Genomic DNA, 17,901 nt, shown 5'->3' on the forward strand with positions numbered 1-17,901 from the left:
CGTCGAAGGGGTCAGTCCTGCGCCCCGTGGGCCTTCAGCAGGCCGAGGATTCCCGCCACCGCCTGGTCGAACGGGGCCCTGGACCGTGCGGCGCGGGCGAGGACGTAGCCGCCCTGGAGGGTCGCGACCACCGCGGCGGCGGTCTCCTCCGGGTCCATGGCGGCCCTCAGCTCGCCGCCCTCCCTGCCCTCCGCCAGCACCTCGGCGATGCGGGCGCGCAGCCACGCGAAGGTCTCGTCGACCGGGGCGCGCAGCGCGTCGTCCGCCATCACCTCGGGGTCCTGGGTGAGCCGCCCGACCGGGCAGCCGCGCAGCACGTCGCGCTCGCGCAGCAGATAGGCGCGCACCCGTTCGAGCGCGCCGCCGTGTGTGGCGAAGAGTTCCTCGGTGCCGACCCGCATCTCGTCCGCGGTGCGCCTGATCGCGGCGACGCCCAGGTCGCGCTTGCCGCTGAAGTGGTGGTACATGCTGCCCTGGCCGACGTCGGCGCGCCGCAGGACGGCCTTCGGACTCGTGCCCACGTAGCCGCGCTCCCACAGCAGTGAGCGCATGCTCTCGATGAGGCGTTCCGGTGTCGTGGCCATGAGTCAAGCGTACATACCGGTAGGTACACACCCGGAGCGGGACGCCAGGTCGCCCGCCGGGCGCGGCACGCCCTCGTTCGGGTGGAATCCGGTGCCGGGCGACGGCGCGACACGCCGGGCACCGCCGAATGGCCCAACGGCCCGCGGCCGTTTCGCAACATCACGGGACGGAGGACGGGCCACCCCGAACGGCGCCCACGCGCCCGGCCGTCAGGGACCCGCACGGGGCGCGTTTCCGCAAGCGGGAGGGGGGTCGCGAGGGGCGAGAAGAGGGATGCGACCACCGGACCGGCCCAACACCGATTGCCGCGGGACACCCGGCTGACTCATCATCACCATGCGTCCCGGTTGGCGCGGACGCCTCACCCGTACAGTTTCTGTACTCGACACCCAGTGCGTATCTCATCTCATATCTGAGATAGCCTGCATGTATGTCAGACGACTACCTCGTACGTATCGGCAAGCTCATCCGTGACGCCCGTCAGCACCGTGGCTGGACACAAACCCAGCTCGCGGAGGCGTTGGGAACGAGTCAGAGCGCCGTGAACCGTATCGAGCGCGGGAATCAGAACATCAGTCTTGAGATGATCGCCCGGATCGGAGAAGCCCTGGACAGCGAGATCGTCTCTCTCGGCTACGCGGGTCCCATGCACCTGCGCGTCGTCGGTGGACGTCGGCTCTCCGGCGCCATCGACGTGAAGACCAGCAAGAACGCCTGTGTCGCACTGCTCTGCGCGTCCCTGCTCAACAAGGGCCGCACCGTGCTGCGCCGGGTCGCACGCATCGAGGAAGTGTACCGGCTCCTGGAGGTGCTGGGCTCCATCGGCGTGCGCACCCGCTGGATCAACGACGGCGTCGACCTGGAGATCGTGCCCCCGGCACAGCTCGAACTCGACGCCATCGACGCCGAAGCGGCCCGCCGCACCCGCTCGATCATCATGTTCCTCGGCCCCCTGCTGCACCGCACGGACCACTTCAGGCTCCCGTACGCGGGCGGCTGCGACCTGGGGACGCGGACCATCGAGCCGCACATGATCGCCCTGCGCCGCTTCGGGCTCGACATCACCGCGACCGACGGCCTCTACCACGCCGACGTACAGCCCGACATCGCCCCCGACCGCCCGATCGTCCTGACCGAGCGCGGGGACACCGTCACCGAGAACACCCTCCTCGCGGCGGCCCGCAACGACGGGGTCACCGTCATCCGCAACGCGTCGTCCAACTACATGGTCCAGGACCTGTGCTTCTTCCTTGAGGCCCTGGGCGTACGGGTCGAGGGCATCGGCACGACGACCCTCACCGTGCACGGCGTGCCGAACATCGACGTGGACGTCGACTACTCCCCCTCCGAGGACCCGGTGGAGGCGATGAGCCTGGTCGCCGCCGCCGTGGTCACCGAGTCCGAACTCACCGTGCGGCGCGTCCCGATCGAGTTCCTTGAGATCGAGCTCGCCGTCCTTGAAGAGATGGGGCTCGACCACGACCGCTCCGCCGAGTACGTCGCCGACAACGGGCGCACCCGGCTCGTGGACCTCACGGTGCGGCCCTCCAAGCTCCAGGCACCCATCGACAAGATCCACCCGATGCCGTTCCCCGGCCTGAACATCGACAACGTCCCGTTCTTCGCGGCCATCTCGGCATCCGCGCAGGGCAAGACGCTGATCCACGACTGGGTCTACGACAACCGGGCCATCTACCTGACCGACCTCAACAGGATCGGCGGCCGGCTGCAACTCCTCGACCCGCACCGTGTGCTGGTCGAGGGCCCGACCCGCTGGCGCGCCGCCGAGATGATGTGCCCGCCCGCACTGCGCCCCGCCGTCGTCGTGCTCCTGGCGATGATGGCGGCGGAGGGCACCTCCGTGCTGCGCAACGTCTATGTCATCAACCGCGGCTACGAGGAGCTGGCAGAACGCCTGAACTCCGTCGGCGCCCAGATCGAGACGTTCCGCGACATCTGACACGCGCGCCCCGCCGCACCCCTCCCCGACCCGCCACTCAGCCGGTCGGGGAGGGGTGCGGCGGCATCTCTGGGGCTTCTCTGGGGCTTTGGGCCCGCGGGGGGCTACGAGTCACGAGCTCGACGGCCGATGCGTGACGTTGCCCGGCCGCCTCCTCGGCCGACTGTGCCTCGCCGCCCACCACCTCGCCTCCCGCCATGCCAACCTGCACGACCCGGGCCAGGAGGAACTTGCCGACGCCCTGGAAATCACGGTCCACCAGCTCGAAGAGACCAGCCGCCGGATCGACGGAGCCATCGGCGTGGTCCTGGAGCGCTGCTGGCCCCTCCTCGTCCACCTGCGGGCCGATGCCGCCGAAGATGAACTTCATCGGCGACGACGACTTCGGCCGCGATCCGATGACCGGGTTCATGCAGGGCCTGTCGCGCAGCCCCGACGCGGCCACCACCTTCTTCAACGAGACGAAGCCGCAGGACAACGCCCAGTGGGTGCTGAAGGACCGCCCGGTCTTCGACGACTCGCCGCTGAACGACGACGACGGCAACCTGTCCCGCGAGGCCACCGGCAAGGCCCTGTTCGCCGCCACCACCGGCATGGACCCGAACGACCCGCACGCGCCGCTGCAACCACACACCGCAGCGAACCGGCACGCGCTCGACCGGTCGCTGAAGTACCTCTCGGAAACCGGCGACGACTTCCCGCCCGAGACGCGCGACGACATGGCGAAGGCCCTGGTCAACTACGGTGACGAGTACCACTACTCGGCCAGCTCCCAGCACTCGGGCGATGACGACCCGCGGATGCTGGACCGGAACCAGCTCATGGAGGTGTCCAAGCAGATCTCCCGGAGCCAGCACGCCTACGGTCTACTCAACGAGGGCATCAACCACGAGATAGTCGGGGACCTCTACAACGACCATCCCAAGGATCCGCGCGAGACGCTGTACCGCGCCGGTGCCACGGTCGGCTTCCTCGAAGAAGCGCGGTACGAGGCGATGGACACAGACAAGGAGGACCCGTCCTGGAAGGCGAAGTGGGGCTACCACCTCGTCGGCGGCGCCCTCAACTTCATTCCCGGGGTCGGTGACGCGGCACAGCGCGGTGTCGACGCCGCCGCCTACGCGTGGCAAGAGGACGAACAGGCACGCATCGACGGTAAGCAGGAGGACGAGAACCGGAAGGTGTTCGGGGCCCGGGAGCAGCAGCTATCGGTTTTCGCCAAGCAGTGGGCGGAGGCCAACCCTGACGGGATGAAGCGCTACGGGTACAACGAGTACACCGTGGAGGACGACATCAACGCGCACGCGTTCGACGGCAATGACCGTGTGAAGGGGCTGGGTGGCAAACATTGACCGCGTTCGGTGACCGGTCCTTCCGGGCGGCGTGCTGTGCCGCGCTCACGGCGGCGCTGCTGCTGACGATGTCCGGGTGCGGCTCGTCCCGCGACTACGCCGTCCCGGACGACCTGTGCGGCGTCCCCATCGACCCCGACGTCATCTCGCCGTTGCTGCCGGACGGAGACAAGCTGGAGAAGAAGCCGTACGCGGCCAAGCCGCCGGAGCGGCAGCGCTGCCGTGTGTACGTCGACGGTTCGATGATCCTCTGGCTGGCGGGTGACATCACGGACGCGGACACCGACGTACTCAAGGTCAAAGCGGACGACATGCAGCGGGACGGTAACCCGGCCCCGGCGGACATCGCCGACGGCGCCACGCTCGCCGACAGCGGAGCGGTCGCCGTCGCGCACTGCACCTTCGAGGGCAAGAAGCACAACTTCGCCGTCGAGGTCGAGCTGGGCCGCGACTACCCCGAGAAGCTGGAGGACCGCCGCAAGGCCGTGGCGAAGTTCTTCCGCGCCTACGTGCCGGCGGCGGTGCAGCGGCAGGGCTGCTGACGGCGGCGTCCGCCGCGGTTTCAGTTGGTGAGTCGGCGGTAGCCGATGAGGGCGGCAGCTATGCCGACGAACGCGGGGAAGTGTGCTGGAGGTGGTCGTAGTCGTAGCCCTTGTCGGCGTGAAGCTTGGCCGGGCGTCGGCGGCGCGGTCCACGGCGGGAGCGGATGGGCGGGATCCCACGCACGAGCGGCTTGAGGCCGAGGCTGTCGTGCATGTTGGCACCGGAGATGCCCAGCGACAGCGGCAGCCCGTTGCGGTCCGTGATCAGGTGGATTTTCGATCCGCTCTTGCCGCGACCGGTCCAGTTCACCGCGGGCGCCGAGTTCATCGAGGATGCCGAAACAGCATCTATAACTCCTCCGGCACCAAGTGCTCGACGAGATCCGCCATACACGGATCAACGAACGATCACACCATCAGAAACGACGTCTTGGGGCTCGTAACGCGATCTTGTTGAAGTGGCCCGGTCGGGCGTGACCGGTCTGACGGTTTGGACGTTGGTGATGGTGTGAGTATTCGGCCGTGGATCGTGGACGACGACTTGTGGGCACTGCTCGAACCGCTGCTACCGCCCTGGCCCGAGCGGTCACCGGGGCCACGGCCGGTGCCGGACCGTCTCTGTCTCAGAGCATCCTCTACATCCTCTGCAACGACATGGCCTGGCAACTGCTGCCGCTTGAGCTGGGGTTCGGCTCAGGGCAGACCTGCCGACGCCGCCTGGAGCGGTGGCAGCGGGCCGGTGTCTTCGACCAGTTGCACCGCGTCCTGCTCGCCGAACTGAACGCGGCGAGCTGACTCGACTGGTCGCGAGCCTGCGTGGACGGCTCCCACATCCGCGCGAAAAAAAAGGGGGTGCCGACACCGGTCCGTCGTCAGCCAGTACGAGCGCGAAACAACCGAGGGGCATTCGTGCAGCTCAGCGACCTGTGGCTACCAGACATCTCAGGTCACGGCGTTGGCTGGTCTCTTCCGCAACATCTGACAAGCGCACCCCGCCGCGCCCCTCCCCGACCCGCCACTCAGCCGGTCGGGGAGGGATGCGGCGGCATAAAGCGTCAGGACCGGATGGATGCCAAGTAAGTGCGCCAGTTCGTGTGATGGCTGATGTCGGTGCCTGTTGCTGCCGTGTGCGGGTCGCACTGGAAGCCGAGGGGCCAGGTGTCGTCGGTGAGTTGGATGCGGCCCAGGGACATCGGGGCGGGGAGCGCCGCGAGGAAACGGCCCAGGGCGGCGGGGGCGAGGGTCCAGCGTTCGCCGGTGATCGGGCTTCCGGTGTCCGGGCCGACGCGGACGAGGCCGGGCTTGGGCGGGGTGGTGGGCAGTGCGGTCAGGCGGTAGGCGGCGGCTGTGGTGACGTCGTCCCGGTAGCGGGCGCCGACGTCGGTGAGCTGGTGGTTGAGGGGCTGGCCGCGCAGATGGGCGCCGAAGACGACGAGGTCGACCCCCGTGTCGGGCAGCGGGTCCTGCGCTCGTTCGCCGGTGAGGAGGGCCGCGATGTCCAGAGCCGGCTGGTCCTCGAAGGCGCGGGTGATGACGCTGACGCCGAAGGGGCTGCCGTCGGCCTCGCCCGCCGGGACGGCGACGGCGGCCAGGTCGAGGAGGTTGACGAAGTTGGTGTAGGTGCCCAGGCGGGAGTTGAGGGCGACGGGGTCCGCCGCGACGGCGGCGATGTCGGGGTGCTCCGTGGTGGTGGGCAGGAGCAGGGCGTCGTGGCCGGACAGGATGCGGTGGGCCAGGGCCTTGTACCGGTCAAGGCGGTGCTGGTCGGCGGCGAGGGCGTGGGCGGGCAGCGCGGCGGCGGCGAGGATGATGCCGGCCACCGTGGGGTCGGCTGCCGACGGGTCCCGGGCGATGAACTCGCCCACCGCGGCGTAGCGTTCGGCGACCAGGGCACCGTCGTAGAGCAGCCGTGCCGCCCGCAGCAGCGGGGAGACGTCGATGACGGTCGTCTCGGCGCCCGCAACCTCCAGGCGCTTGACGGCCGTGTGGAACGCGGCCCGTGCCTGCGGCGAGAGGGGTGCGAGGTCCCTGTCGCCGGGGAGCGCGACACGGGGGTGCTCGGGGGCCGCCAGGCGGACGTCGTCCGGCCAGGTGCGGCCGAGCGGGTCGCCGTCGTCGGGGCCGGTCATGACCACCAGGGCACGCTGGGCCTCGGTGAGGGTGCGGGCGAAGACGGTGACGGTGTCGTACGGGCGGGCGGCGGGGACGACTCCCGTGGTGGGGACGAGGCCGAGGGTGGGCTTGACGCCGACGATGCCGTTGAGGGCGGCCGGGACCCGTCCTGAGCCCGCGGTGTCGGTGCCCAGCGCGATGTCGGCGACGCCCAGTGCGACGGCGACCGCGGAGCCGGAGCTGGAGCCGCCCGCGATCTTCTCGGGGCGCAGCGCGTTGCGGACCGGGCCGTGGGGACTGCGGGTGCCGACCAGGCCGGTGGCGAACTGGTCGAGGTTGGTCTTGCCGAGCACGAGCGCACCGGCGTCGAGCAGCCGCCGGGCGGCGGGCGCCGAGCGGTCCGGTGTGTAGGCGTACGCGGGGCAGCCGGCCGTGGTGGGCAGGTTCGCGACGTCGATGTTGTCCTTGACCGCCACCAGTGTTCCCGCCAGGGGCAGTTCGGCTCCGGCGGCGAGGCGCCGGTCGAGGTCGTGGGCCTCGGCCAGGACGTCGGCCGCGGGCCGCAGGGTGATCCAGATCTCGGGCCGTCCGATCTCGGCGATGCGCCGGTAGGCGTCGGTGACGCGGTCGGCGCAACTGGCGGCCGGGGCCTGGGTCATGCGGTCTCCTCTCCTACGACGACGGCCAGCGGTGCGCCGGCGTCGATCTGCGACCCGGTGGTGACGAGTATGTCGGCGACGACGCCGTGGGCGGCGGCGCGTACCACGACCTCCATCTTCATGGCTTCCAGTACGAGGAGGGGCTCGCCGGGTGCGACACGGGTGCCGGGGCGTGCCTCGACCTTCCAGACGGTGGCGCTCAGGGGTGCCTCGACGAGGCTGCCGCCCGGCGGGAGCGCCGGGGCGGCCGCGTCCTGTGCGACGGCCGCGGGCGGTTGGCGTGGGGCGAACTCGCCCGCCTTCTCCCAGGCTTGGCGTTCCGCCTCGAAGGCGGCGGCCTGGCGGGTGCGGAAGGCGTCGATGCTGTGGGCGTTCTCGCGCAGGAACCTCTGGTGTGCGGCGAGGGAGAAGGTGCCGGGCCTGATGTCCAGGCACGCGCGCTCGGCCGCCAGGTCGGCGCGGATGTCGAGGAGTTCCTCCGCGCTCACCGGGTGCCAGACGATGCGGTCGAAGAAGCGCAGCAGCCAGGGTGTGCCGTCGGCGAAGGAGCGTGGCGGGCGCAGGCCGCCCCAGACCGGGGCGGTGCGGCCGATGAGCTGGTAGCCGCCGGGGCTCTCCATGCCGTAGACGCACAGATAGGCGCCGCCGATGCCCACCCCGCCCTCGGCGGTCCAGGTGCGGGCCGGGTTGTACTTCGTGGTGACCAGGCGGTGGCGCGGGTCGAGCGGGGTGGCGGCGGGGGCGCCGAGGTAGACGTCGCCGAGGCCGAGGACGAGGTACTGGGCGTCGAAGACCGCGCGGCGTACGTCGCCCGTGCCGGCGAGGCCGTTGATACGGCGGATGAACTCGATGTTCGACGGGTTCCAGGGTGCGTCGTCGCGTACGGAGGCGGTGTAGCGCGCGATGGCCTCCCGGACGGTGGGGTCGTCCCAGGAGAGCGGGAGGTGGACTTCCCTGCTGGGCACGGTCAGTTCTGCGGTTTCCGGCAGCCGTTCCTCGGCCTCCTGGAGCAGGCCGAGGAGGGTGCGCAGCGGCAGGGTGTCGGGGTCGGTGTGCAGGTGCAGGGAGCGGACGCCCGGTGTGATGTCGATGAGGCCGGGCGGCCGGGGGGTGTGCAGATGCCGGGCGAGTGCGTGGACGCGCATGCGCAGGGCCAGGTCGAGGGTCATCGGGCCGTACTCGACGAGGATGTTGTCCTCGGCGCCGCGCCGGTAGGTGACCTCGGGGGTGGTGTCGGTGGCGGGGCGGCGGGCGAGTACACCGTCGTCGCCGTCGGGGCCCGTGCCCGTGGAGAGGGTGGTGAGCGGGGCGGGCGCGCGGCGCAGGGTGTCGGCGGCGGCCTCCCCGACGGGGACGAAACGCACGGTGTCGCCGGGGCGTAGCTGCCCGGTCTTCCAGCGGTCCGCCCTGACGATGGTGACGGGGCAGGCGAAGCCGCCGAGGCTGGGGCCGTCGGGGCCGAGGATCGCCGGGGTGTCGCCGGTGAAGTTGACCGCGCCGACGGAGTAGGCGGTGTCGTGGACGTTGGAGGGGTGCAGTCCGGCTTCGCCGCCGTCGGGGCGTGCCCAGTCGGGGCGGGGGCCGATGAGGCGTACGCCGGTGCGGGCGGACTGGGCAGAGACCTTCCAGTCGGTGGCGTAGACGGCCCCGATGCCGTCGCGGGTGAGGAAGTCCGGTGCGGGGTGCGGGCCTTCGCTGACCGCGACGCGCCAGTGCGCGGTGCAGTGCGGCCGGTCGGCCGCGGGCACCTCGGTGGGGGTGGGGGCGTCGGCCGCGGGGGCGGCGGGGCGCAGCACGTCCCCGGTGCGCAGGGCGCGTCCCGCGTGCCCGCCGAAGGCGCCGGGGGTGAAGGTGGCCGTGCTGCCGAGGTATGGGGGGAGGTCGAGACCGCCGCGTACGAGGACGTAGGTGCGCATGCCGGGGCCCTTGGCGACGCCCACGTCCAGGAGTTGACCCGCCGTCAGTTCCAGTGGCTGCCACTGGGCGACGCCCCGTCCGTCGACCCTGACCTCGGCGGGTGCCCCGGTCACACAGACCACCGCGGGGCGGGAGAAGCGCAGGGCCGGGCCCTCCAGGGTGCATTCGAGGCCCGGTGCGCCCTCGGCGTTGCCGACCGCGGTGTTCCCGAGCCGGAACGAGAGGTCGTCCATCGGGCCGCCGGGCGGGACGCCGACCTCCCAGTAGCCGGTGCGTCCCGGCCAGTCCTGCACGGTGGTCTGGGCGCCGCCGCGCACGACGTCGATACGGGGGCGCGGGTCGGTGAGCCCGGCGAGCGTGGCGGTGGAGTGCAGCGCCGCACGCACCTCGGGCGCGCGGCAGGCGACGCGGAGCAGCCCGAGGTTGGTCTCCACCCCGTCGATCCTGGTGTCGTCCAGGGCCCGTGCGAGGCGGTCGAGGGCCTCGGCACGGTTCGGGCCGGTCGCGACGACCTTCGCGAGCAGGGGGTCGTACGCCGTGGATATCCACTGCCCGGTCTCGGCCCAGCCGTCCACGCGCACCCCGTCGGGAAGGCGCACCCGGGTCAGCAGGCCGGAGCTCGGCCGGTGGTCGAGGGCGGGGTCCTCGGCGTAGATGCGGGCCTCGACCGCGTGGCCGAGCGGCACCGGGTCGGTCTGGAAGCCGGTCTCGCCGCGGGCGAGGCGCAGCATCCAGGCCACCAGGTCGATGCCGTGGGTCTCCTCGGTGACCGGGTGCTCGACCTGGAGGCGGGTGTTGACTTCGAGGAAGTACGCCTCCTGGCGTGCAGGGTCGTGGACGAACTCCACGGTCCCGGCGGAGCGGTAGCCGACGGAGGCGCACAACTCCCGTGCCGCGATGTGGAGTCGGGTGCGGATGTGGGCGGGGATGCCGGGCGCGGGGGCCTCCTCGACGACCTTCTGGTTGCGGCGCTGGAGGGAGCAGTCGCGGTCGCCGAGCACGGTGACACGGCCCGCTCCGTCGCCGAAGACCTGGACCTCGACATGGCGTGCGCGCTCGACGCAGCGCTCCAGGAAGACCCCGCCGTCGCCGAAGCTGCTCCGGGCGAGCCGGGTCACCCGCGCGAACGCCGCCCGCAGCTCCTCGGGGCCGGCACAGGCCCGCATGCCGATGCCGCCTCCGCCGCCGGTGGCCTTGAGCATCACCGGGTAGCCGGTCGCCTCGGCCGCGCTCAGCGCCTCCGCCTCGTCGGCGAGCAGGCCGCTGCCGGGCAGCAGGGGCACTCCGGCCGCCAGCGCGGCGGCGCGGGCGGTGTGCTTGGCGCCGAAGACCTCCAACTGGGCGGGTGTCGGGCCGACGAAGACGAGTCCGGCCTTCTCCACGGCCGCCGCGAAGGAGGCGTTCTCGGAGAGGAAGCCGTAGCCGGGGTGGACCGCTCCGGCGCCGGTGGCCGCGGCCGCCGCCAGGACCAGGTCGGCGCGCAGATAGCTCGCTGCGGCCGGTGCGGGACCCAGCCGTACGGCCTCGTCGGCCATGCGGACGTGGGGGGCCGTGCGGTCGGCGTCGGAGTACACCGCCACGGTCCGCAGGCCGAGGGTGCGCGCGCTGCGGATGACGCGGCAGGCGATCTCTCCGCGGTTGGCGACGAGCAACGTGTCGAACATGGTGGCAGCTCCTCCGAAGAACGGCAGGGGGCGGTGGACGCGCCGCTCGGGTCCCGGGTCAGACGGCGGACGGCCGGGCGGGCAGCACGTGGTCGCCGAGCCTGTCCGTGCTCAGGCACAGCGAGCAGACGACCGCGTCATGGGTCTGACAGGCCGTCAGGTCGGGGCGCTCGTAGGGCTGGTGGCAGACGTGGCAGTCGTACGCCGTCGCGGTGGGGTTGCCTGCCGCGTCGAGCAGCGGTTCTTCGATGCCGTCGTCAGCGCGGCGCAGGTAGTACCTGCCCCTGGTGACCAGGGCCGTCAGCGGGGTGAGGAGGAAGGCGATGACGGCGGCGGCGACGGGAGAGTACGGCTGGAGGGTGTCGCCCAGCGCGTGGAAGTACAGGGCGATGGACAGACCGGAGGCGGCGACGAAGGCCACGACGCCCACGGGGTTGACGGCGTAGAGCATGCCCCGGCGGAACTCGGGCTGGAGCGGGGAGAGTCGCAGCAGGTACTTGTTGACGCCGATGTCCGTGGCCACGGTGACCACCCAGGCGATCGCGCAGTTGGAGTAGAAGCCCAGGATGGTGTTGAGGAAGCTGAACATATCGGCCTCCATCAGGGCGAGCGCGAAGCCCAGGTTGACCAGGACGAAGACCATGCGCCCCGGGTAGCGCCTGGTGACGCGGGTGAAGGAGTTCGTCCACGCCAGCGATCCCGAGTACGCGTTCGTGACGTTGATCTTGATCTGGCTGATCACGACGAGGGCGACGGCGAGCGGGAGCACGAGCCAGGACGGCAGCATCGCGTCGAGGGCGCTGCGGAACTGCTGGATGGGTTCGGGCGCGGCCTCGGGGCCGACCTCGGCGAGGATGTACACGGCGAGGAAGACGCCGATGGCCTGCTTCAGCGCGCCGAGCACCACCCAGCCGGGTCCTGCCATGACCACCGCGGTCCACCAACCGCGCTTGTTGGCCTCGGTCTTGGGCGGCATGAAGCGCAGGTAGTCGATCTGCTCGCCGATCTGCGCGATGAGCGAGAGGCACACGCCCGCGCCGAGCAGCACGGAGGCGGTGTTGACGCCGCCCGTGTCGTCGGTGCCGGTGTAGGAGAGGAAGCGGTCGACCGTACCGGGGTCGTCGGCGATCAGGTAGACCAGCGGGGCCACCATCAGCACGAGCCAGACGGGAGTCGTCCACACCTGGAGCTTGCTGAGCGCCTTCATGCCGTAGACGACCAGCGGGATCACCATCAGCGTGGAGACCAGGTAGCCGAGCCACAGCGGCAGTCCGAGGCCGAGCCTGAGGCCCTGGGCCATGATCGAGCCTTCGAGCGCGAAGAAGATGAAGGTGAAGCTGGCGAAGATGACGCTGGTGAGGACCGAGCCGTAGTAGCCGAAGCCGGAGCCGCGGGTGATCAGGTCCAGGTCGATGTTGTAGCGGGCGCCGTAGTACGCCAGGGGGAAGCCGGTGACGAAGATGACGGCCGCGGCGACGGCGATCGCCACGAGTGCGTTGCCGGTGCCATGGGCGAGGCCGATGCCGGCGCCGATGGAGAAGTCGGCCATGTAGGCGATACCGCCGAGTGCGGTGGTCGCCACGACCATCGGGGTCCAGCGGCGGTAACCGCGGGGCGCGAAGCGGAGGGTGTAGTCCTCCAGGGTCTCCTTGGTCGCCTGGCTCTTCTCGGCGCCGGGCGGGGTGGTGGTTGCCGAACGTGCGTCGGTGGCGCTCATGGTCGGCCCTTCGGGGGGGGGAGGGTGAAGCCGAGTGCGGTGCGGCGGAGGGGGTGAGCGGTGGGGCGCCCGCGGTCGGCAGTCGCCAACACCGTTGGCGGGGAGCGGTGTGGGGGGCCGGGGGCGGGAATCCGCGGGAGTTTGTGGGGAGTTCAGAGGCGGTCGGCGTGCAGGGCCATCTGGGTCATGGCGCGCCGGGCGCGTTCCAGGACCACGGCCATCGATTCGCCGACGTGGGCGTGGAGGGCCCGGTAGCCCTCGTCGAGCCGTCCGTCGCGGACGAACTCCATGATCTCGATGTGCTCGGTGATGGTCGCCTCGACGCGGTCCTGGGTGAGGAAGTCGTACATACGGACCCGGCGGATGCGCTCGCTGACCGCCACGAGCGCGTCGGTGAGGGCGGGGTTGCCCGAGGCGCGCGAGAGTTCGGCGTGGAAGCGCTCGTCCTGTACGACGAAGCGCGGGTCGGGCACCGGCGGGTCCTCGCGCATCGCGTACCAGCGGTCCAGCTCGGCCGCGATGACCTCCGGGGTGTGTACGACGGAGGGGTCCTCCCTGGCGCGGGCGATCCCGCGCAGCTCCAGGGTGATCCGAAGCTCGTAGAAGTCCTTGAGCTGTGTGAGGTTGGGGATGGTGACGAAGAAGCCGCCGTCGCCCCGCTCGATCAGCCCGTCGGACGCGAGCCGCGCCAGCGCCTCGCGCACGGGGGTGCGTGACACCCCGAACCGGGCGGCGAGACGCATCTCGGCCAGCCGTTCGCGCGGGCCGAAGTCACCGTCGAGCACGGCGGACCGCAGCTTCGCGTAGACCGCCTCACGCAGCGGGGGGACCGCCGGGAGGAGCGCATCCGGCGCGGTGTCCGAGGGCGTATACAGCTTCGCATCCATGGACGGACACGCTAGGAACCGCCTGTTTCCCCCCGGGCCCCCGCGCTGTGAACGCCTCGTTTCCTGGACCTCACCCGTGGCCGTCGCGGGCGGCCGCACACCCGTGCACACCGCCGCCCCGGCATCCGCGGCCCACCGCATGGTCTACACGACGTAGACAAAGGTGGCTCGGAACCGTACGATGGGAGTCGGTCCGGGGGTGGAAACGCCGCCCGTGCCGGTTCGCCTGAGGTGGGTCAGCTCGGGGGCGGCGCGTCCTTGGCGGGCCCGGACGGGGTGCCGGGGGCGCCGTAATAGACGAAGGTGCCCTTCTTGCTGCGTTCCGCCTCCCCCTTGGCGACCAGGGACTCGACCGTGCTGCGCACCACGGTCGTCTTGAAGCTGCGATGCGGGTGCGAGGTGGCGAGGGCGTCGGTGATCTCCCCGGCGGAGCGTGGTTCGCCCTGCCCGGCCAGATAGGCGCGCACGAGATCGACGAGGGTGATGTCGTGGCGCTGGCGTCTGCCGTCGGACGCCGCCCGTGCCGCGGCCGGGCGTTCGCGCGCCGCGGCGGCGCCCGCCCGTCCCGCGGGCGAGGTGGACAGCAGTGGTGCGGAGGCTCCGTTCGCGCTCTTGTCGTGGAGCGCCTTCTGGAACTCCGTCAGCAACTCCCGGTCGGCCCGCAGGCGTTCGAGCCGTTCTTCGAGCGTCGCGATCTCGGTACTGACGCGTTCGAGGTCGGTGGCCACCCGCGAGGCGTACTGGCTTGTGAGGTTCGGCGCTTGCTCCGGCGGAGCGTCCGGCATGGCGGAGGGTCCCTTCTCGATGTCGGTTCAACGCGCACGGTGCGGGGTCCGGGGAGCAGTCCGCCCACCGTCGAAACGCTCGTTCAACCAGCCTGATCCATAAGAGTCTAGAGAGGCGCCGCGAGGGAGAGCCGCCACCCGTGGCCGACGGTCGTCCTCCCGCGAGGTACGGGGCCGCAGAACCGTCGCCGTCTGCCACAATGCGGGCATGAGCGAGCAGCACGGTGAGCGTCGGCCGGCCGGGGAGCTGGAGGCCAGTGTCCTGGGTGCGCTATGGGCCGCCGACCGCCCCATGACGCCGGGAGAGGTGCGCGAGGCCCTGGACGCGGACCTCGCCCGTACGACGGTCACCACCATCCTGACCCGGCTGCACGACAAGGGGACGGTCGTCCGCGCCCGCAGCGGACGCGGCTACGCCTACGCCCCCGTCACCGACGACTCCGGCCTGCACGCGCTGCGCATGCACCAGGAACTCGACCGCGGCGGGGACCGCAACAGCGTCCTGGCCCGCTTCGTGTCCGACCTCGGCGAGGAGGACGAGGCGATGCTCCGCTCGCTGCTGGAGGGCGACGAGGAGCCACGGACGTGATCTACTGCGTCTGGCTTCCGCTCCTGGCACCCCTGTTCGCCGTCCCGGCCCTGCGCTTCAGCGTCCGCAGGCTGCCGCCGCGCCGCGCCGCCTGGGTCCTGGTCGGCTGCTCGACCGTCCTCGCCTGTTGCAGCACGGCGGCGCTCGGCGCGCTGGCCGCGCTCGGCCTCCTCCAGATCAAGGCCGTCGCCGCACTGGCCCACTTCACACCGCGGCAACTGAACGGGTACGCCACCCCGGCCCTCTGGGTGGCTCCCCTGGCCGTCGCGCTGCTGCTCGCCGCGCTCGCCCAGTCGACCCGCGTCGTGGGCCGCCACCACCGGGAAGTGCGCGCACAGCGGCGCGCCACGGGGCCGACCGCCGGGGAGCTGTCCGTACGCCGGGACGAGAACCCCTACGCCTACGCCCTGCCGGGCAGGCGCGGGCGGCCGGGCCACATCGTCGTCAGCGACGCCATGCTGCGCGTCCTGCGCCCGGCCGAGAGGGAGGCGCTCTTCGCCCATGAGCGCGCGCATCTGACAGGCAGGCACCACCGGTTCCTCGCGGCGGGCCAACTCGCCGCCGTGCACCACCCCGTACTCCTCGGGCTCCGTGAACCGCTGGCCTACGCGCTGGAGCGCTGGGCCGACGAGGCCGCCGCCCGGGCCGTGGGAGACCGGCAACTTGCCGCGCGGGCCATCGGACGAGCGGCGCTGGCGGCCCACGAGGCCAACGGCCCCGCGGTGAGCCGGGGGGCGATGCTGGCGACGGCCGGGGGCGCCGTGCCCCGCCGGGTGAAGGCCCTCCTCGAAACCGACGCCGCACAGCCGCAGGGGCAGCGCTTGCGGCGGCTGTGCGTGATCGCCGCGCTGCTGTGCTGCATGGCCGCCACGGTCGCCACCGCCGCGGATGCCGTCGAGGACCTTCACCTGGACGTGCGCCTCGCCCAGGGGCGGCCCGCCGCGCCCTGAGCGGACCGCCCCTGGGGTGCGGGCGGGCGCGGTACGGTCGCGTGGTGGACCTGAGCGCGGCCTCCCTGTTGCCCGTCAACGCCACGCTCGCTGCCCTGCTGGCCGTGCTGCTGGTGGTCGCGGGCGGCGTGACGGCGCTCTTCCGCCTCGAACCCCGTACCGGCTCGGGGCGGGTACGGCAGGTGCTGCTCGCGGGGGTGCGCGCGGCGCTCCAACTCGCCGCGGTGTCCGCCGTCATCGCGTGGGTCATCCGATCGCTCGCCGGCACCCTGGCGTTCCTTGCGCTGATGTTCGCGGTCGCCGTCCGCACCGCGGGCCGCCGGGTCACGGCGGACGGATCGTGGTGGGCCACCGCCGCCCCCATCGCCGCCGGGGCCTTCCCGGTCGTCGGGGTGCTGGTGGGGCTCGGCCTCGTACCGGTCAGGGGCATCGCGCTGATTCCGATCACCGGGATCCTGATCGGCGGGGCGCTGACCGCGACCGTGCTGTCCGGGCGCCGGGCCCTGGACGAACTGAGGTCGCGGCACGGCGAGGTGGAGGCGGGGATGGCGCTGGGGCTGCCGGACCGGGAGGCCCAGCTGGAGATCGCCCGCCCGGCGGCCTCGGACGCGCTGCTGCCCGGCCTCGACCAGACGCGTACGGTCGGCCTCGTCACGCTTCCCGGGGCGTTCGTCGGGATGCTGCTGGGGGGCGCGAGCCCAGCGGCCGCGGGAGCCGTCCAACTGTTCGTCCTGATCGCCCTGATGGCGGTGCAGGCGGTGGCGGTGGCCGTGACCGTCGAACTCGTCTCCCGCGGCGTCCTGCACCGGCCGCCCGAGGGCGCAGACGGCCAGGGCCGGGCGCCGGGGGCGGCGGGACGCCGGAGGCGGGCGCTCGCGGCTCTCCTCGGCCGTCGCGGCGTGCCAGGGCCCTGAGCGCGGAGTGACAAGGACTGCCGGCCCCCGAGCCCTCCGAGCCGACAGCCGGGCAGCAGGTCCGGGGGGAGTGTGCGTCAGAGGCGTCTCGTGGTGAACAGGGTGGTGCCGTACACCGCGTCCACTTCCTTCCGGTCGGTCTCGGTGAAACCGACCTTGGCGAGCACGCGGCGAGAGGCGGTGTTCCAGTCCCAGACAGTGGCCCACACACGCTCATACCCGGACGACCGCGCCCACTCCAGAACCGCCGTCGCGGCCTCGGTCGCGTATCCCTGCCGCCAGACCCGGCGCAGCAGCTCGAACGCCAACTCCGGTTCCCCCGCCGCCGTCCGCCCGCCGGGGACCAGCCCGCAGTAGCCGATGACGTCGCGGGCGGCCTTCCGTTCGACCGCCAGCAGCCCGGTCGACCACAGCCTTTCGGTGCGGATCGCCTCCTCAAGGTCCGCGACCGTGGGGTGTCCGTCCGCGTCGATTCTGCGGTGCGGCGGCACCCGTGGGTCACGTTCGGTCCACAGCTCACGCTGGACGGGGGCCTCGGCCACCCGCCAGGGCCTGAGCAGCAGACGGCTCGTCTCCAGGACGACCCCGCCGCCCGGTGCGCCATCTGTCATGGCAGCAACCCTCTCACGGGCGAAACGCGCCGTCGCGTCAAGAGAGGCCGTGGGGCCCTTCGAAGACATGTCACACAAGTTAGCCGCACCTTACTGAGTCACCTACACACACCCGGCGATGTCGCCCCCTGGGTCAAGGACGCCTCCGCGGAGTTCATGGCCCAACTGGGCATGAGGCTCGCCACCGTACGCCGCGGTTCCTGTATCGGCCTCGACCTGTCCACGGCGCTGGCCATCGGCTTCCCGTCCGCGCTGCACGTGCGGTGGGGAATCGACAAGCTCGGTCCCAAGATCCGTGCCGCCCTGCGCCGACCCCCGTGGGGCGGCAGGGTGTCCACCCGAGGCTGCGCGCGGCGTCCAGCAGGGGCTCCTCCACGCTCCTCGGCCACCGGCCGAACACGTCCCGGGTGGTGGCCGTGTCGAGGTCGACGCGCCTGCCGAGCCCCCCCCCCCCCGGCCACCTGTCCGAGTTCGGCGTCGAAGAGCGCGACGACGCGCACCAGGAGATCGGGGAGTGTCCTGGTCGGCACCTTCGCGGCCGCCGGGCCGAGCCGCTGCCGCAGCAGGGCCGCGATCTCGCTCATCCAGCGGAACCCGGCGTCGGCGACGAAGCGGCGGCCCGCGGCGGCGGGTTCTGTCATCGTCGCGATGTGCAGG

At 71.9% G+C, this 17,901-nt stretch carries 15 protein-coding genes and 1 pseudogene; 7 read left to right on the forward strand and 9 right to left on the reverse strand.

Going from position 1 to position 17,901, the window contains the following annotated elements; genetic code table 11:
• Positions 1–11: 11 nt before the first annotated feature.
• A complete protein-coding gene (locus ACIBIW_RS10360; RefSeq protein WP_399334146.1) occupies positions 12–584 on the reverse strand; it encodes a TetR family transcriptional regulator C-terminal domain-containing protein in 573 nt (190 codons plus the stop codon).
• A 431-nt stretch (positions 585–1,015) separates the two neighbouring features.
• Between ACIBIW_RS10360 and ACIBIW_RS10365 the strand changes: the two genes are divergently transcribed.
• Complete coding sequence (locus tag ACIBIW_RS10365) at positions 1,016–2,545, forward strand: helix-turn-helix domain-containing protein (protein ID WP_399334148.1); 1,530 nt, start codon at positions 1,016–1,018, stop codon at positions 2,543–2,545.
• 37 nt (positions 2,546–2,582) lie between these two features.
• Here the strand turns inward: ACIBIW_RS10365 and ACIBIW_RS10370 are convergent, their stop codons facing one another.
• The gene (locus ACIBIW_RS10370; RefSeq protein ID WP_399334150.1) at positions 2,583–2,915 is read right to left on the reverse strand and encodes a hypothetical protein; all 333 of its coding nucleotides are present in this window, start codon (positions 2,913–2,915) and stop codon (positions 2,583–2,585) included.
• Here ACIBIW_RS10370 and ACIBIW_RS10375 point away from each other — a divergent pair.
• Together ACIBIW_RS10375 and ACIBIW_RS10380 are read left to right on the forward strand one after the other, a co-directional pair.
• Complete coding sequence (locus ACIBIW_RS10375; protein WP_399334151.1) at positions 2,905–3,897, forward strand: hypothetical protein; 993 nt, start codon at positions 2,905–2,907, stop codon at positions 3,895–3,897. The genes ACIBIW_RS10370 and ACIBIW_RS10375 overlap by 11 nt on opposite strands.
• Entirely contained in the window at positions 3,894–4,439 is a 546-nt protein-coding gene (locus ACIBIW_RS10380) for a hypothetical protein (RefSeq protein WP_399334153.1), read from the forward strand. Before ACIBIW_RS10375 ends, ACIBIW_RS10380 begins: the two co-directional genes overlap by 4 nt.
• Positions 4,440–4,524: 85 nt before the next feature.
• Here the strand turns inward: ACIBIW_RS10380 and ACIBIW_RS10385 are convergent.
• Positions 4,525–4,791: pseudogene (locus tag ACIBIW_RS10385) on the reverse strand (transposase); the annotation flags it as partial.
• Between the two features lie 191 nt (positions 4,792–4,982).
• On the opposite strand from ACIBIW_RS10385, the gene ACIBIW_RS10390 reads away from it, so the two are divergent.
• Positions 4,983–5,234, forward strand: a complete 252-nt coding sequence (locus ACIBIW_RS10390) for a transposase (protein ID WP_399334155.1) — start codon at positions 4,983–4,985, stop codon at positions 5,232–5,234.
• Between the two features lie 260 nt (positions 5,235–5,494).
• Here ACIBIW_RS10390 and atzF read toward each other — a convergent pair whose 3' ends face one another.
• From atzF to ACIBIW_RS10415, 5 genes are all read right to left on the reverse strand, one after another.
• A complete protein-coding gene (gene atzF / locus ACIBIW_RS10395) occupies positions 5,495–7,210 on the reverse strand; it encodes an allophanate hydrolase (protein WP_399334157.1) in 1,716 nt (571 codons plus the stop codon).
• Complete coding sequence (gene uca / locus ACIBIW_RS10400; protein ID WP_399334159.1) at positions 7,207–10,791, reverse strand: urea carboxylase; 3,585 nt, start codon at positions 10,789–10,791, stop codon at positions 7,207–7,209. The genes atzF and uca overlap by 4 nt, the downstream gene beginning before the upstream one ends.
• Before the next feature lie 58 nt (positions 10,792–10,849).
• Entirely contained in the window at positions 10,850–12,508 is a 1,659-nt protein-coding gene (locus ACIBIW_RS10405; RefSeq protein ID WP_399334161.1) for an allantoin permease, read from the reverse strand.
• Between the two features lie 152 nt (positions 12,509–12,660).
• A complete protein-coding gene (locus tag ACIBIW_RS10410) occupies positions 12,661–13,395 on the reverse strand; it encodes a GntR family transcriptional regulator (protein ID WP_399334163.1) in 735 nt (244 codons plus the stop codon).
• A 236-nt stretch (positions 13,396–13,631) separates the two neighbouring features.
• The gene (locus ACIBIW_RS10415; RefSeq protein ID WP_399334165.1) at positions 13,632–14,180 is read right to left on the reverse strand and encodes a hypothetical protein; all 549 of its coding nucleotides are present in this window, start codon (positions 14,178–14,180) and stop codon (positions 13,632–13,634) included.
• Positions 14,181–14,388: 208 nt separating this feature from the next.
• On the opposite strand from ACIBIW_RS10415, the gene ACIBIW_RS10420 reads away from it, so the two are divergent.
• Genes ACIBIW_RS10420 through ACIBIW_RS10430 form a run of 3 tightly spaced genes read left to right on the forward strand, consistent with a single transcriptional unit; the run spans position 14,389 to position 16,633 of the window.
• Positions 14,389–14,769 (forward strand): BlaI/MecI/CopY family transcriptional regulator, encoded by a 381-nt coding sequence (locus ACIBIW_RS10420; protein WP_399334167.1) that lies wholly within the window; start codon positions 14,389–14,391, stop codon positions 14,767–14,769.
• Positions 14,766–15,719 (forward strand): M56 family metallopeptidase, encoded by a 954-nt coding sequence (locus tag ACIBIW_RS10425; protein ID WP_399334169.1) that lies wholly within the window; start codon positions 14,766–14,768, stop codon positions 15,717–15,719. Before ACIBIW_RS10420 ends, ACIBIW_RS10425 begins: the two co-directional genes overlap by 4 nt.
• Before the next feature lie 44 nt (positions 15,720–15,763).
• Positions 15,764–16,633, forward strand: coding sequence for an ABC transporter permease (locus ACIBIW_RS10430; protein ID WP_399334171.1), 870 nt, complete (start codon positions 15,764–15,766; stop codon positions 16,631–16,633).
• Between the two features lie 77 nt (positions 16,634–16,710).
• Here ACIBIW_RS10430 and ACIBIW_RS10435 read toward each other — a convergent pair whose 3' ends face one another.
• Positions 16,711–17,244: a GNAT family N-acetyltransferase gene (locus ACIBIW_RS10435; protein ID WP_399334173.1), complete on the reverse strand. Its 534-nt coding sequence runs from the start codon at positions 17,242–17,244 to the stop codon at positions 16,711–16,713.
• Positions 17,245–17,901 lie beyond the last annotated feature (657 nt).

The organism is Streptomyces sp. NPDC050560, assembly GCF_044457285.1.
Taxonomy (GTDB): domain Bacteria; phylum Actinomycetota; class Actinomycetes; order Streptomycetales; family Streptomycetaceae; genus Streptomyces.